The sequence below is a fragment of the Paenibacillus tyrphae genome (assembly GCF_000722545.1).
Lineage (GTDB): Bacteria > Bacillota > Bacilli > Paenibacillales > NBRC-103111 > Paenibacillus_G > Paenibacillus_G tyrfis.
On the sequence record NZ_JNVM01000002.1, the window covers coordinates 203,389 to 218,179 of the forward strand.

At 51.4% G+C, this 14,791-nt stretch carries 15 protein-coding genes; 4 read left to right on the forward strand and 11 right to left on the reverse strand.

The window, feature by feature from the left end:
* Positions 1–258: 258 nt before the first annotated feature.
* The 5 genes from ET33_RS01465 to ET33_RS01485 form a co-directional block, all read right to left on the reverse strand.
* Positions 259–1,665, reverse strand: a complete 1,407-nt coding sequence (locus tag ET33_RS01465) for an ABC transporter substrate-binding protein (RefSeq protein WP_036675490.1) — start codon at positions 1,663–1,665, stop codon at positions 259–261.
* Positions 1,666–1,789: 124 nt separating this feature from the next.
* Positions 1,790–2,662 carry a carbohydrate ABC transporter permease gene (locus tag ET33_RS01470; protein WP_036675492.1) on the reverse strand — a complete coding sequence of 291 codons (873 nt, stop codon included), beginning with the start codon at positions 2,660–2,662 and terminating at the stop codon, positions 1,790–1,792.
* A gap of 2 nt (positions 2,663–2,664) precedes the next feature.
* Positions 2,665–3,531 carry a carbohydrate ABC transporter permease gene (locus ET33_RS01475; RefSeq protein WP_051775029.1) on the reverse strand — a complete coding sequence of 289 codons (867 nt, stop codon included), beginning with the start codon at positions 3,529–3,531 and terminating at the stop codon, positions 2,665–2,667.
* Between the two features lie 96 nt (positions 3,532–3,627).
* A complete protein-coding gene (locus ET33_RS01480) occupies positions 3,628–4,953 on the reverse strand; it encodes a response regulator transcription factor (RefSeq protein WP_036675495.1) in 1,326 nt (441 codons plus the stop codon).
* A gap of 19 nt (positions 4,954–4,972) precedes the next feature.
* Entirely contained in the window at positions 4,973–6,742 is a 1,770-nt protein-coding gene (locus tag ET33_RS01485; RefSeq protein ID WP_407668069.1) for a sensor histidine kinase, read from the reverse strand.
* Positions 6,743–7,158: 416 nt separating this feature from the next.
* Between ET33_RS01485 and ET33_RS01490 the strand changes: the two genes are divergently transcribed.
* Positions 7,159–8,412, forward strand: coding sequence for an MDR family MFS transporter (locus ET33_RS01490; RefSeq protein ID WP_036675497.1), 1,254 nt, complete (start codon positions 7,159–7,161; stop codon positions 8,410–8,412).
* An 86-nt stretch (positions 8,413–8,498) separates the two neighbouring features.
* On the opposite strand, the gene ET33_RS01495 is transcribed toward ET33_RS01490, so the two are convergent.
* The 4 genes from ET33_RS01495 to ET33_RS01510 all read right to left on the reverse strand — a co-directional run bounded on the left by ET33_RS01495 (position 8,499) and on the right by ET33_RS01510 (position 11,135).
* Positions 8,499–8,981, reverse strand: coding sequence for a DMT family transporter (locus ET33_RS01495; RefSeq protein ID WP_036675499.1), 483 nt, complete (start codon positions 8,979–8,981; stop codon positions 8,499–8,501).
* Positions 8,978–9,706 (reverse strand): Crp/Fnr family transcriptional regulator, encoded by a 729-nt coding sequence (locus ET33_RS01500; protein ID WP_036675502.1) that lies wholly within the window; start codon positions 9,704–9,706, stop codon positions 8,978–8,980. The genes ET33_RS01495 and ET33_RS01500 overlap by 4 nt, the downstream gene beginning before the upstream one ends.
* A gap of 30 nt (positions 9,707–9,736) precedes the next feature.
* Entirely contained in the window at positions 9,737–10,162 is a 426-nt protein-coding gene (locus ET33_RS01505; protein ID WP_010494709.1) for a DMT family transporter, read from the reverse strand.
* 391 nt (positions 10,163–10,553) lie between these two features.
* Positions 10,554–11,135 carry a hypothetical protein gene (locus tag ET33_RS01510; RefSeq protein ID WP_036675504.1) on the reverse strand — a complete coding sequence of 194 codons (582 nt, stop codon included), beginning with the start codon at positions 11,133–11,135 and terminating at the stop codon, positions 10,554–10,556.
* A gap of 445 nt (positions 11,136–11,580) precedes the next feature.
* Between ET33_RS01510 and ET33_RS01515 the strand changes: the two genes are divergently transcribed.
* From ET33_RS01515 to ET33_RS01525, 3 genes are all read left to right on the forward strand, one after another.
* Positions 11,581–12,285: a MerR family transcriptional regulator gene (locus ET33_RS01515; protein WP_036675506.1), complete on the forward strand. Its 705-nt coding sequence runs from the start codon at positions 11,581–11,583 to the stop codon at positions 12,283–12,285.
* Positions 12,286–12,408: 123 nt separating this feature from the next.
* Positions 12,409–13,266: a phosphotransferase enzyme family protein gene (locus tag ET33_RS01520; protein WP_036675509.1), complete on the forward strand. Its 858-nt coding sequence runs from the start codon at positions 12,409–12,411 to the stop codon at positions 13,264–13,266.
* A 30-nt stretch (positions 13,267–13,296) separates the two neighbouring features.
* Entirely contained in the window at positions 13,297–13,605 is a 309-nt protein-coding gene (locus tag ET33_RS01525; protein ID WP_036675511.1) for a hypothetical protein, read from the forward strand.
* 58 nt (positions 13,606–13,663) lie between these two features.
* On the opposite strand, the gene ET33_RS01530 is transcribed toward ET33_RS01525, so the two are convergent.
* Together ET33_RS01530 and ET33_RS01535 are read right to left on the reverse strand one after the other, a co-directional pair.
* A complete protein-coding gene (locus ET33_RS01530) occupies positions 13,664–14,134 on the reverse strand; it encodes a DinB family protein (RefSeq protein ID WP_036675514.1) in 471 nt (156 codons plus the stop codon).
* Positions 14,118–14,684, reverse strand: a complete 567-nt coding sequence (locus tag ET33_RS01535; RefSeq protein WP_036675516.1) for a GNAT family N-acetyltransferase — start codon at positions 14,682–14,684, stop codon at positions 14,118–14,120. The genes ET33_RS01530 and ET33_RS01535 overlap by 17 nt, the downstream gene beginning before the upstream one ends.
* Positions 14,685–14,791 lie beyond the last annotated feature (107 nt).

The following is a 14,791-nucleotide window of genomic DNA, read 5'->3' on the forward strand; positions in this document are numbered from 1 at the left end:
TGGATTTATGCGAAGTTTGGCTTATCGCCCATGCCTCCCCTCCCCTTGAGTACACAGCACGTCAGGCCGTACAAGATGTAAGGAAGATGCGGCTGTGCTGATTACCATTCTAATATTTCGCGCCTTCGTTTCAAGGTTGTATGTTATGAAGATCAGGTGCAATATTACGAACCTCGCGCGCACGGTAGCCGCAGGCTAAAGCAAAAAGGCTGACCGGATATCAATCCCGGTCAACCTCTTCCTATCGAACAACAACTACTATTCCACCTTGATCGAGTTGTAATATTTCTCCTGAACCAGCTTCGCCGCCGCATCCAGCACCGATTTCGGATCGGCGTCTTTGCGCGAAAAGACATCCTGCACGACACTTGTCATGGTCGCGTAGTAATCCTGCGTATTGAACTGCGCTTCCGGTTTCCCGTCGAGGTACTTCGTGATGTCGGGCGAGTACGGATAGACGTTATCGTATTTGTCGTAGACGGCTTTCATCTTTTTGCCGTAAGCGGAGTCGGAAGTGAAATACTCAATCACCGGAGGCACAAAATATTTGTCGTCCTTTTTCCGCTGCTGGATGCTCGCTTCGATGGAAGCCAGCCCTTTGTTCGAGAAATAGTCGAACGTTGCATAACGGAATGCCGCCTCTTGCTCCTCTTGCGTCGCTTTCGGATTGATGACGAGATAGTCGCCGCCGAGCACGCCGGTATGCTTGCCGCCCTTGTCCGCTGACGGCATCGGGTAAAAGAGCACGTCGGCAGGTTTCATGCCGCCCTGATTGAGCGCCTGATCGATCGGACCGTCCGGTCCCGCGATCACCATGGCCGTCCGGCTCTGGGCAAAAGCACCGACAGCGTCGCCCCACCCGAGCGCCCAATCCTTCGGAATCGCTTTCGCCTCCCAGGCCAGGCTTCGGTAAAATTGCAGCGCTTTCACTCCCGCCTCGGAATGAAAGAGCGCCGTGACTTTACCGCCCTCTACCTTCTGAATGTCTCCCCCCGCTTCAAACAAGAAGTTGGTCCAGTTCCATCCGGCTTCATTCCCTTTCCCCATCGGAGCAATGCCGGAGATGCCCTTGGCAGAATCGGCTGCCGCCTCGGCCGTGTTGAGCATATCGTCCCACGTCCAATCGAGTGGCGGTACCGCGATCTTTTTATCCTCCAGCATCTTTTTGTTGACGATGGTGCCGGTCACATAGCCTTGCTGGGCGATCCCGTAAATTTTGCCGCCGATGACGAATTGCTGCTGCAAAATCGGGTTCATCTGATCTTTGAACTCGTAAGCGTTGAACAGGCTCGTAATGTCGGCCGCCCATCCTTTTTCCGCCAAAAACTTCCCTTCCGTAGCAAACGTGTTGAACAGGGTCGGCGCTTCGTTGGCGCCCATCTTGATGCCGATTTGGTTCGGATCGTACTGCCAGTCGCTTTTTACGATTTCCACGTTCGGATACTTCTCCGTGAACCGGCGGATTTTATCGTCCTCCAGCGCTCGCCTTTCCACCAGATCGGGCGTCGGATAGTAGACGCTGATGGTAATTTTTTTCTTGCCGGACGAAGCTGCATTGTTCCCGTCGACGGCGGCGGGGCTGGCGTCCGGGCTGCATGCGGTCAACAAGGAGCCTAGCATAAAGAGTGACATCGTCGATGCGAGTAGTACGTTGCGCTCGCGCATTGGAATTCCCCTTTCCAACTGTTGAATGTAGATCTAATCTCCATCTTAATCGGACCTTTTCTCCGAAACGAGGCGTATTCCTATCCGGATTATGCGCAGGTTTACGATAAAGCCGCTCCGCTCGCTACCCTTTTACGCCACCCAACTGCACGCCGCGCAGAATAAACTTTTGGAAAAGGAGAAACACGACGACCGGCGGAAGCATCACCATGAACAAGATCGCGAACCGCAGGTTTAAATTCATTCTGCGGGCTTGCAGGACATACTTGTAGATGGCCGTAGCCAGAGGATAACCATTGTCGCTGTGCATCACGATCGACGGCCAGAACCAATCGTTCCATACCGCCGAAAAAATAAAGATCGATAACGTCGCAAAAATCGGCACGGACAAAGGAAAGGCAATCCGGAAGAAGCAGGTTCCGTCGGACGCGCCGTCCATTCTCGCCGCTTCGAAGATTTCCGGGTGCAGGCCGCCGAAAAAATTTTTCAGCAGCAGCAAGTAAAAAGCGTTGGCCGCCGCAGGCAGCCAGAACGCCGCAAATTGGTTCAGCAGCCCGAGCTCCTTCAAATTCATAAAATTCGGAATGATATAGGTCGTCGGCGGGATAAAGAGCGTAATCCAGAAAAAGGCGCCGATCTGCTTCCGGTAAGGCACGTTCAAGTGCGTCAAGCTGAACGCCGCCAACCCCAGCACAGCGACCGTGACGATTAAGTTGCCTGCGAAAATAATAAACGTATTGCGAAGGAACAGCAGCAGATGGATATAATTCCACCCTAGTCCGAAATTTTCGAAATGCCACTCCGAAGGGAAGAACCGGGGCGGAAACGAGTTCATCTCCGTATTGGGCCGGACCCCGTTAAAAAACGTAATGAGAATCGGGTAGATCATGGTGCAAGCCATGACGAGGATCGCCGCGACCATGATCGCATAGCCGATCCGGGTGGAGCTGTGCCGCAAATCGTAGCTCGTAAGAATGCCGCGTTCGTGCTTGCTCATGCTCAAGCCCCCTCCCTGCCGGTAAGCTTGGATTGAAGCAGAGCCAATCCGCCCAGCACGAAAAACATCAGCACGCCCAAAGCGGACGCTGCGCCGTAATCCTGGCTCGTAAACGCATACTTGACGATAAGCAGAACATAAGTGAGCGTCGCTTTGTTGGGACCGCCGTCGAGCATGGCATACTGGGATTGATAGCCCTGCGAGGTCGAGATGATTTGCAGAATCAATAAAAGCAGAATCAGGCTTTTGATCGAAGGAAGCGTAATGTAGCGTATCCGCTGCCAGACGCCGGCGCCGTCGATTTCCGCCGCCTCGTACCAATCCCGAGGGATGCTGAGCAAGCCGGCCAAATAAATCAGCAGCGCGCCGCCGAATTGCTGCCAGGTTTCCATAAAGACCAGCGAGGCCATGGACCAGCTCGGGTCGGTCATAAACGAAACGGGCTCGAAGCCCAGCTTGCTCAGCACCGCATTGATCGGGCCGACCGGGTCGAAAATCCATCGCCACAGCCCATACAAGACGACCACGGGAAGCACGTTCGGCAAGTAAGCGGCGATGCGGGCGAACCCTTGGAACCTCCTCAGCTCGGAGATGGCAATCGCAAAGACGATCGGTACCCAGAAGCCGATGACAAGGCCGAGAAACATATAATACAACGTATTTGTCGCCGCTTGCCCGATGTCGGGATCGCGAAGCACTTTGACATAATTGTCGAAGCCGACAAAGGCGGTGCCTTTCATAAAATCAACGTGGTACAGGCTGTAAACGAAGCCCTTGACAATCGGCGTCCATAAAAACAACCCGAAAATAACGGCAGCCGGCAAAATAAACAGATAACCCCATAGATGTCTTTTCACGACTTGATACACAGCGGATTTCCCTCATTTCTCACAGGTCTTGACTCCAATTGTAAAAATGTGAAGGGAAATTGAACATGTGCAATCCTATCGGGATCATTGGCGATTTTACTTTTTCATTTCGCTCGGACTGACGCCGTAATATTTTTTAAATATTTTGCTGAAATGCTCCGGCGATTCATACCCTACTTTATCGGCGATTTCGTAGCGTCGCATATCCGTGCTTGTAATGAGCCTCCGGCTTTCTTCCATTCGCAATTTCACGACATAATCCCAAAGGTTGTAGCCGGTTTTTTTCTTGAACAAATAGCTCAAGTAATTCGGACTCACATGACTTTGCTGAGCGACCTCCTGAAGCGTGAGCCCTTTTTGACCAAAGTGCCGATGGATATATTGCTTGGCCGTATCCACAATTTGATTGTGATGTACGACCAGCTCCTCCTCGCTCGCCTCATGGGAAGCCGGATTCCAGCTAAAATCGCCGTAGTAAAACACGTAATGATCCTGATGCTCCCGGTGAAAGCGGATGGCTTTCCGCGCCTGCTCGTTCAAAGCGCCTAGAAACTCGATTCCTTTCATAATCTGACTTATGCCTACCACGCATGGCAGCGACAAATACTTTCGCACATTCGCATGCAGCGATCTGCCAATCATGTCGAGTTGGTTGATTTTGTTGATGCTCTTATCTCCATAGGCTTCGTCGTCCCATTGCAGAATGATCGAAATCTCATGATCGGGCGAATAAAAGGCCACGGAATTCCACTGCCCGTCAAGCAGCTCGCACGCCACGTTCAATATGGCATACTGCATTAAGTCGAGATCCTTTTCGAGGAACCGGGTCCCTGCCGGGGAGGGTTGGACATCCAGCTTGATTTTAAGCATGGCAAAATAAGGCCCTTTCAAGGAGGCTGCCTGCACAAGCTGCTCAGTTGAATCGCCGGCTGGATCGGGTTCGGCCAACAGCCGGTTCAGCGCCTCCGTTTTCGCCTGGTCGGGCTCCTCCATCCGAAACCGGTCGCTCAGCTCGGCGATAAATTCATCGCGGGCGGCAGCCGCCGCTTTGTCCATTTTAAGCAATACATTGCGCACGGTATCCAGAAAATGGCTGCTGTTCAGCGGCTTGATCAAGTAATCCTTCGCTCCCAATCTCATCGCCAATTGCGCATACCGAAACGTCTCGTAAGCGGACACGACGATCGATTGCACCGACGGCTTGGCCATTTTCGCTTGATGCATCAATTCGATCCCGCTCATTTCCCCCATCTGGATGTCTGTGATCAGCAGGTCAACTTCTTCCATGCGGATATAATCCATCGCTTCATAGCCGCTGTGCGCAATAAAGAGCTGATTGATATTCAATCCCGAAGAGGCCAAAAGCTGGCTTAAGCCTTGACAAATCAGCGGTTCGTCATCCACAAGCAAAATATTGTACATTCCAGGCCACCTCGCCAATTTATTGTTCGGCCGAAACGGCTTCGCGCTTGGGCAAAGTGATCGTGGCGACCGTTCCGTGCGGTTGATTTCTCGTATAGTCGAGCCCGTAAGCAGCGCCGAAATGCAGCCGGACCCGCTGATGAATGTTGCGTATGCCGTACCCCATGGACGGGCCCGGATGCTCTTCGTGCAGCGATCGGTGGATCGCGGCAAGATCTGCCTCCCGGAAGCCGTTATCTTCCACGCGGACCGTCACCTTGTCGTCCTGCAATTCGGCGGTTATGACGATTTCCCCGTCTTCCCCCATATTTTTCACGCCGTGGATAATAGCGTTTTCAATTAACGGCTGGAGCGTGATCTTCGGGATCAGCAGAGAACGCACGTCCTCCATGATCTTCCATTCCACGCGAAACTTATGCTCGTATCTCCGCTGCTGAAGGCTGATATAGGCGGCGGCATGCTCCATCTCTTCGCCGATCGTAATCAGCTCTCTGCCCCTGCTTAACCCGATTCTCATCAGCTTGGATAATTCTTTGATCATCTCGGCGGATTCGCCCTTGCCTTCCAGCGTGCTTTTCCAATAAATGCTTTCCAGCGTGTTATACAGCAAGTGAGGGTTAATTTGCTGGTACAAAATTTGCAGCTGCGCTTCCTTCTGCTTGATTTCGTGCTGATACTTGTCGTTCACGAGATGATTCAGCCGGTCGGCCATGTCGTAGACGGAGGAAATCAGCACGCCGAGCTCGTCGTTTCTCCTGCGCCCAGCCGTTTTCCGCACCGGCTTGCCTGGAACGTAGCTCCTTATAACATGAACCAGCTTCTGCATCGGATTCATTAGCGATCGCCAGAAATACATCACGACGACAAACGCCAGCATCGAATAGACGACGGAAATGAGCTGAATGACCCGTTTCAGCTCGTTTTGCTGCTGAAGCAAGGAGTGGATGGGGATGCGGTAAACCAGCTTTTGCTGGAGCAAATAGCTGTAGTTGACGACGTAAATATAATCCGAGTGCACGGTGTCCAGAATGCCTTCCATGGCAGTCATGTCCTTGGCAGCGGGCGGAAACGGTAGCGTGCTTCCCGCGCCTTTCGTCGTTGAGGCAAGAATTCGGTCGGACCAGTCGGTTAAATAAATTTCTCCGTCCGGCAAATGGACGCTGCGAAAATCGTTTTCGATCATTCGTTCAAGCTTGGTCACCACCAAAACGCCGATCACGCCGTTTCCATGCGAGATATTGTTCACGGCACGGACGTAACTCAGCGTTCCTTGGTCGGACGACGAATCGAAATGATCGATAATTTTGAGCTCGCCCTTGCCTTGCTTTTGAAGCGCTTCCCGAAACCATTCCGGCTGATTCCGATCCGAAACGAAAAAAACGCCTGCTTGCGCGGCCTGTCTGACTTTCGGAGCAAACGAATAATCGTCGTTGGGATCAATGACGTATAAGGAAAAAGCTACGGCTCCGCCGCCGTCTCCCCCGATCGAGTAGCTTTTGAGCAGCTTGTCCAGTGCTTCGTATTTGCCGACCCGCGTCACAACCGAGTCCGTACCGTCCGGAAGCATCTGCTGCGTGAGCGGATTTTGGATAATCGTCATGGTGATTCGATTAATCGAATCCATGTCCCGGTTGAGCAGACTTAGATTCTGCTTGTTTAATTCCAGATAGGCGTTCGTCACGTTCCGCTTCAAAATTTGCTCAGCCTTCATATTTCCGTACCATTGCAGCATAAAAACAGGACTGACCATGAGCAAAAACAGCAAAATCAGCTGGTAATTCACGCTCATTTTGGTCAAAGGATTTGCCGGAATGCTCCGCACGAGCCGGATCACCTCGCTCCATACATGACATAAACAAAAGCAGCGACAGCCCGGAACATAAAAACAAAGTTCCAGACTCCCGCCGTCATTCACGTTCTCCCTTCATGCACGCTCATGTCGAATAAGGATAATTTTAACATATTGTTCCCCTAATGCAACTGCATCAAAAAAGACGCTCCCGATGGAAGCGTCTTTCACATTTCAGAACAAATGTTCGATTTTTGAAGCAGTTAAAATAAAGCTTGGCGTATTCGATTTTCATTATTATTAGTATAAACCATTCACAATTATAAGTCTATACTTTTTCTGGATATCGTTCTATAGTTTGTATACCCGGCCGGGAAACCTAACAAGTTTCGTTGTGGAAAGGATAAGGTTTTGAAGTGCAAATCCGTTTATGGAACCCCAATTTGAAAGTCCGGTTAATCGGCGAAGGGCTGTTTAACCTGCTGTTTTGGATGTACTATCCGTTTATCACCGTCTATTTTGGCGCGGCGTTAGGCAGCCATATCGCCGGCATTTTGATGTCCATCCCTCCTATATTCAGCATCATCGGAAGTCTGCTCGGAGGAACTTTAGCCGACCGGTTAGGACGGCGTCCCGTGATGCTGCTGGGCGCTTCGCTTCAGACGGTAATGTTTGCCTTTTTTGCTATGTCATCGTCCCATTGGATGGATTATATCGCGTTTATCGGCATTGGGCTGGGCGGAGCCATCTACAGGCCTGCAAGCTCCGCTATGGTGGCCGATCTGGTGCCTGCGCAAAACCGGCGCCACATCTTCGCAACGTTCGTGACAGCCAATAACATTGGCGCAGTGCTCGGACCCGCGCTTGGTGCCATCTTCTTCTTCCATTACCGGCAAGAGCTGTTATGGACCTGCGCCTTGGTCCTTCTGCTGTATTTCATCGCAATGTATATCATCGTTCATGAAACGCTGCCGCAGTCGGCGAAAAGCAGTTCGGAAAGCTCCATTCCGATTACCCGCGTATTCACGGAGCAGTTGAAGGGATATGGCATTATTTTTCGGGATAAAGTGTTCCTGGTTTATATTTTAGCAGGCATCTTTGCCCTGGTCCCCATTATGCAATTGGATTTGTACTTGGCGGTATACGTGATCAACGAGGTACCTGCTCAGGCTCTTTTCGCTTGGAACGACGGCTCCCTTGTGCTGTCCAGTACGGAGATTTTTGGATGGGTGCTGGGGTTAAACGGTCTGATGTTTGTCCTGTTTGTGCTTCCTGTGACAAAATGGTTCCGCCACTGGAAAGAGCGCAATGTGTTCATTCTATCGTCGCTGTTGTCCGGAGTAGGCACCTTCTCTCTCGGACTGGGCACCAATATATGGTTTTTGTTTTTCATTACGATCATCTTCACCTTTGGTGAAATTGTACGCTCTCCGGTCACCCAGAGCTTTATTAGCCGCTATGCCCCGGAGCATGCCAGAGGACAGTACATGGGAGCCGATAACTTGCAGTTCACGATCGCGAGATTTTTGGCGCCGATGACGGTTTTCCTGTCCAGTTGGGTGCCGCCTATGGGAATATTCAGTATTATTTTGGTGGTTGCGTGCATCAGTATCGCGCTGTACATTCAGTTATTTCGAATGCATGTAGAGCAGCCGGAAGCGGCGGATTGATACAGCGGGCCATGCAATCCCAAAAAAACAGACCTTCGCCCTCAGGCAAAGGTCTGTTTCCGGCAAGGCACCGCGAGAGCTTCTTGTCAAGAATGGCCCGCAGGCATCTTGGACGGTTCCTGCGGCGCCCCGCGTTTACCGCCCAATTTAAACACAACGATGCCGCCGACAATAACCAGCACTCCGATCAGCTTGCTGAACGTAAAAGGGACCTTGTCCAGACCGAGCCATCCCATCGAGTCCCACAATAAAGCAAACCCGAGCTGCGCCGCCATAACGATCGAGACGGCAAACGTAGGACCAAGCAGCCTTATCCCTTGCACCAGACAGGTGACCACCCCTACGCCGATCAAGCCGCTAAACCAGTACCAGGTCTGCATCGGATGCGGGGCAAATAAATGCGTTCCCTCCACGATCAGACCGAGTGTCAGCGAAGCCAGAAAGCCCAGTCCCAACACCAGTGTCGTCGTAGCCCAAGAGCTCGCGCGCTCGTTCACCTTGCTGTTAAAAATATTTTGCAGCCCGACCAGCGAGCCTGCGATAAGCGACAAGGACAGCCCTACCATCATAATCGCGTTCCCCCTTTTCCCCGATTGTGCTCGTAAATATTATGACCGGCCAGCGCGCTTAATCCATTCCTGTCTTTCACCACGATAACCCCTTTGTCACGCTCAACGAGATCTTTGATGCAGAACTGCCGGATGACCCGGTTCAAATGTCTGTAGCTTGTTCCGATGAAATTCGCCGCGTCCGACAGACTGACCGTGCTTTGCTGCCCTTCCAATCGAGAGTCGGATTCGTCGGAGGTGACGGACAATAGATAGCTGGCCAAACGCACTTCCACCGGATGCATCAGATTGAAGCTGAGCGAATTGGACTTGATGTAAAACTTCTGCGTAATGATTTCCAGCAAAAACTGCAGCAGCGGCGCATGATCTTTTCCGTATTTGTGCAGCCAGCGGTAATGGATGCCGATCGTCCAGACGGACGATACGGCTTCGACCGTATTGAGAATGGGCGTCCCGCGTACGTATTCGACGTCCCCGATCACCTCAAGCGGCGTCTTGAAAGAAAGAACGAGCGTTTTGCCTTCCGACGAGGTGGTATAGATCTTGATCTTCCCGTTCACAAGCACATACAGATACTCCGGCGCTTGGCCCTGGGTGCAGATGAGATCCCCCTGCTCGAAGCTGTACAGCGACAAATGCGGCAGCAACGGCTCGTGAAATACGGATTCGAGCTGAAATGCCCGTAAATAACGATTCAATTGCTCACGATCTTGAATTTCCTTCATGCTCCGGCCTCCAGCCTCAACTTGCAGCGATCAAAATTTTAGGATGACCACACCGGCGATCATCATCGCGATCCCGATGAACTGCGGCAGCCCCATCTTCTGCTTCGCCACGCCGAACCATCCGTTGCAGTCAATGATGAAAGTCAGACCAAGCTGCGCAATCAGCAAAACGGCGATCGTCAAGGTAACGCCGATCTGATGTATCGCCGTGACGTTGCTGAAAATAACGACCGCCCCGAAAGCGCCGCCAGTCAAGTATAGCGGCTTTACTTGCTTGAATCCCTGCAAACTCCCGTCGCGCATAAAGATCAGGATCAGCAGCGCCGCAATGAATCCGGTGAACTGGGTAAGCGTCGCCGCTTGCCATGTGCCGATGTCTTGACTAATCCGGGAGTTGGCTACTCCTTGCAGGGTAATAAAGCCCCCGCCCAAAAACGCGAATAAACTCCCTCGCATGTCTTCCCTCTCCCCAACTATACATTTTTCCATTATTAAATGATAGATCGAAGGATTGGGAAAGGACATATGTCCTGAATTGGCAAGTTGGACAAACGCAAAAGAGACCTTCGAGGACTTGAAGGTCTTTTGCGTTTGTTGAGAAACCCGCTTCGCGTAGAAAATTCTCTGCATACGCCGGTGGGGTATATCCCTCCAGCCGCTCTTGAAACCCGTGAACTTGATTACAATTAGCGGTATTTTCACGGATTTCAAAGGCGGACGTAAACTCTTACGGGATATACCCCACCTCTATTTGTCTGAGTTTTTCTACTCCTAGGGTTTCTCAACACTCTGATCTTCAAGGGCTTGAAGGTCTTAGCGTTATATTAAAAAAATATTGATTCCGGCGTCACATCTTGCCCTCTTCATCGCCCCAATTGATAATTCTAAGCAGAACCTGATCCTGGTCATGAAACCCGTAACCTACGAAAAACGGAGAGGCCATTTTTAGAACGGAAAAATGGTTCTCACGGATCAGCCGGTCAATCACTTTCCAGAAAACAATGGACAGATTGCCTTCCAAGTAATCTTGGTCTTCCGAATATCCTTTCGGATACGCGTCGCTGTCTGCAAATTCCTGCCAGCCCGCAAAGTCGACTTGCGTGTAGCCCTGGTATTTAAAATCGCCCGTATTATTGGTAAATGGCAGCAAATTGGCGCTGGTCATGTATGAATTGGCCATTTGCCAATTCATGCCTTTCTCGATGGATTGAGCAGTAAAGTTAAGCGCCCTCTCGGCAGAACGTTTCGCCTCCATTACAGAATTCTCTGTTGTATCAAAGCATAGGAGCACGTAACCATAGTACGGCTCGGAATCAAAGGCGAAGTAACAGATTTCTTCGTTTGCATGCTCGGCCGAAAACTGCTTTATGGCGGAAACACTCTCCAGGTATAGCCTTTCCTCTGCTTCTTTCCAGTTCGGTTCGTTCATTCGGTATCCGACTCCTTTATGTTGTACTGGCACAGTTTGTCGCGTCCTGCTGCGCTTGTCGCCTTAATTATAGAACGAACGTTCCTGATTTTTCAAATTTTAACAACGCGGTTAACTTAACGTTAAACCATTACCGGATTTCCGGCAAGGTAACTTCGGCCCGATACAGCACGTCATCCCACTGCACCTGGTTGATGATTTCCTGCAATTAAGATTCGCGGTTGACGGCGAAATTCCTGTACCTATTTGGAATAGAAAAATCCCAGCCTCCCAAGAAAAGCTCGTTCATATTGCGAAGGTAGGATCTCTGTATCCTTGCAGACAGGGATATGTAAGACATACAATTTGTTTAAACTTGAATCTTTTAATTCAAGGTTTACTTAAACGAGACGCTTTTGGTATAGTAGAAATCTACTTTCGCTTCGTTCTTGAAGGAGGACCGGAGATGCGGTACTATAAGCCGATCGAGATTGCCAGAGAACTGCACATTAGCACGAGCGCTTTGCGGCATTACGAGTCTTGGGGCGTCGTTCCGGCCCCCGACCGCGCTCCGAACGGGTACCGCCTTTATACCAGTGTGCATTTGGCTTACTTTCGCTGCCTGCGCGCGATGTTCCCTGCCTTTGGCGTCGGGCTCACCTGCCAAGTGCTTCGCCTCGTTCAAAGCGGAGATGTAGACACCGCCTTCTGGCTCGTCAACAAAGAACAAGCGAGCCTACATCACGAAAAGACCGCTGCCGACCAGACGCTGGAGCTTTTGCGAGATCCGGAGCTCCCGCTCGCTGCGAACAAAAAGCCGAAAACCCACATGAGCATAGGCGAAGTCGCCGCTTTCACCGGAGTACAAGATTCGGCGATCCGGCATTGGGAAAAGGAAGGACTCATCTCGCCGGAACGCGATCCCGAGAATGGCTACCGGATTTTTACGCCGATGCATGTACGGCAAATATTACTCATCCGCACGCTGCGCAGGACCGTCTATTTCTTGGAAAATATGAAGGAAATCGTTCAGGCCGTGGAGCATCATAGCATCGAACAAGCGAAAAAGGTCACGGAAAATGCGCTGGTAAGCATCCATCTGCGCAATCGCCAGCAATTCTATGGCGTACATCAATTGGTCGAGCTTTGTGAAGAGCTCGGGCTGCAATAGGATGCTACCAATCGACGAGCTGCCGAATGGTTCCCCGAACCGGTACCCGTTCGAATCGGCAGTCTTAGGATTAATCGGGAGATCCCCGGAACATCGCGTTTAGGATGAGAAAGGAGGTTAGATGTGGAACGCCTAGACGAGGTTATTTGGGTCGAGAAAACGAGCTTCGTTGACGAATTGCTGGGCCAAGAACTAACCGTTAGCTCCATTCCGGCCGGACTGGAAGCCGACGTGATGAAATTTTGTTCCCGTACGGACTGCGCTGTGCTTAAAATATGGAACAAAACTTCGAATCCGGATGTGCATTTTCAACATGGCCTGCTGGCCGCACTTCGGCACAGAGGTATTTCCGTCTCAACGTCTCATGGATGGGGATACACCCCTTCCCGGCATAAAGTATTGTTAACGAGCTACGACGGCTGCCCGCCTTCAACAATCACGACCCAACACGCAAAAGATTTCGCCGACTTGCTGCTGGGACTGCATCAATTATCGGTCCGGGAGCTGGAGCCGGCACTCCTTAAAACATACGACTTCATTCCTTATTTCTATCCGGGAATTGAAGAGCATCAAGACATCCGGGCCGAGCTGCTTCCGTTGGTTAAAATCTCCGAGCTGAAACAAAACAAGCTGATTCACGGCGACTTTAACTTGGGCAACATCCTGGACAACCAAGGAAAGTACACCATCATCGACTGGACGAATGCGCAACTAGGGGACGCCAGGTACGATTTGGCTTGGTCGAGCTTTTTAATCCATATCTACAACGGAGAAATGCTGGCCTCTGCATTCCGTAATGCCTATTTATCGGGCAGCGAATTCGATACGGAAAAAATCCGGAGGTTTGAAGCGATTGCTTGTCTCCGGTGGCTGCTGCTCCTTAGAACCGCCGATGTTCCCAGAACCGAGACTACGATCCAACGAGTCAACGACATCATCATCGGAAATAAATATTTGAATACGACGCTTGTGTTAGTATAAATAACAATTGAACGAAACAGGAGGATTTCCATGAGCAAACGTTATCGGATTACAAGAGAATTTAAAGAAAATGGAACTTCGGGGCAAGGCATCTCTTTGGAAGAGTGCAAACGGTATTTTTCGGCCAAACCCGACTTTGCCTATTCCTCGGTGTTTACGGTGACAGGGGCTACCACCATGTCCATCGAGGGGGATTTTTTCATGTGGAGCTGCGGCGATAGCAAGATCCCCTTCCGTCATTATCAGGGGGATATTTACGTATCCGGCTCCAATGAAGCGGTGATCCCCAAAATGATGGAGATTGCAGGCGAATTGGACGCGGATGTGCTGGAAGGATAATCTGGCGAAAACAATAGCATGAGGCCATGCCCAGCGGTTGGGATGGCCTCCAAAAAGCTTATACCCGGCTCTGCCGGTACGCCTCCTTCACCCCCTCGATCTGCGCAAGGTGTATACGAACATGCTTGACGCGGTATTCCAACATTTGACGAAAGGTGAGCCTCGCCCCGTCTTCATACACCCCCACCCGCTCGCTTTGATCGGCTGTCAGATGGACCAGCACAGGCTGCATATGGGCACGCAGCATTTGAAACAGCAGCAGATGCTGCTCGCGGTCCTGCTTCTCATACCCGAGGTTTTTCACCCATACGTCCTGTTCCCACGACATGAGAAGCGGCTCGTCCTGCGCCAACACTTTTTTCAGCCTCTGTGTCGAGACCAGCTCGGAATCTGCAAGATGAATGAGAATTTCATGAATGCTCCATTTGTCCGGCGCCGGCTTGAAACGAAGCTCCTTTTCCATCAATCCTTTGACGGCTTCCCGCAGCAGCTCATATCCGCGGCCGTATTCCTCAATCAACGCTTCCACTTTTTGAATCCTCCCCATTTAAGGAATTACTCTCGCCAAGGTCCAAGCGCCAGTCGTTGCATCGCATGGTGCTCCCCGGCGGGTATTCGAAGCTGCATTCAGCGACGAACTGGAAGCCCAGCTTCCGACAGATCGCGTTGGATGCAGGGTTATCGACGGACGGGAACGCGTGCATGTACTTGTGCTTGCGCTCGGCCCTGGCGCTGGCTATAGCGGCCGCGGCTGCCATGGTCGCTATGCCTTTGCCTTGGTATGCCGGCAGAACGCCCCATCCGGTCTCGTACACGATCTCTCCTTGCCAGCTTCGCTCCCAGTACCCGATATTGCCGACCGCTTCGAGACTTGGCAGCAGAACGATGCCGAACATGCGGCCGGTCCCCTTCCGCGCGATCTCAACATACCGCTTGTGGCGTGCGAGAAGCTGTTCCTCCGTCTCCGGGCCTCCGAGGTGCTCCAGCATCTCCGGTATATTCAAGCGATACAGCAGATCAAGATCCGCTTCCGCCCAAGGCTCAATCCGTACTTGCAAGGCATTCGTTTCATCGAGCATGTCTCTCACTCCTAATCGTAGGGTTCACCCATATTGTACCAGATGATCCGGTTTCATTCGACAACTATCGCGGAATAAAAAATCGCCCTCTTGTTTTGCCAAAAAGG

Bases quoted from the DNA above. Each gene is read 5' to 3' on its own strand.
- ET33_RS01525 (WP_036675511.1), top strand. From the start codon at position 13,297: ATGAGCAAACGTTATCGGATTACAAGAGAATTTAAAGAAAATGGAACT.
- ET33_RS01515 (WP_036675506.1), top strand. From the start codon at position 11,581: ATGCGGTACTATAAGCCGATCGAGATTGCCAGAGAACTGCACATTAGC.
- ET33_RS01495 (WP_036675499.1), bottom strand. From the start codon at position 8,981: ATGATGGTAGGGCTGTCCTTGTCGCTTATCGCAGGCTCGCTGGTCGGG.
- ET33_RS01535 (WP_036675516.1), bottom strand. From the start codon at position 14,684: ATGCTCGATGAAACGAATGCCTTGCAAGTACGGATTGAGCCTTGGGCG.
- ET33_RS01505 (WP_010494709.1), bottom strand. From the start codon at position 10,162: ATGCGAGGGAGTTTATTCGCGTTTTTGGGCGGGGGCTTTATTACCCTG.
- ET33_RS01470 (WP_036675492.1), bottom strand. From the start codon at position 2,662: ATGAGCAAGCACGAACGCGGCATTCTTACGAGCTACGATTTGCGGCAC.
- ET33_RS01485 (WP_407668069.1), bottom strand. From the start codon at position 6,742: ATGAGCGTGAATTACCAGCTGATTTTGCTGTTTTTGCTCATGGTCAGT.
- ET33_RS01510 (WP_036675504.1), bottom strand. From the start codon at position 11,135: ATGAACGAACCGAACTGGAAAGAAGCAGAGGAAAGGCTATACCTGGAG.
- ET33_RS01480 (WP_036675495.1), bottom strand. From the start codon at position 4,953: ATGTACAATATTTTGCTTGTGGATGACGAACCGCTGATTTGTCAAGGC.
- ET33_RS01500 (WP_036675502.1), bottom strand. From the start codon at position 9,706: ATGAAGGAAATTCAAGATCGTGAGCAATTGAATCGTTATTTACGGGCA.
- ET33_RS01465 (WP_036675490.1), bottom strand. From the start codon at position 1,665: ATGCGCGAGCGCAACGTACTACTCGCATCGACGATGTCACTCTTTATG.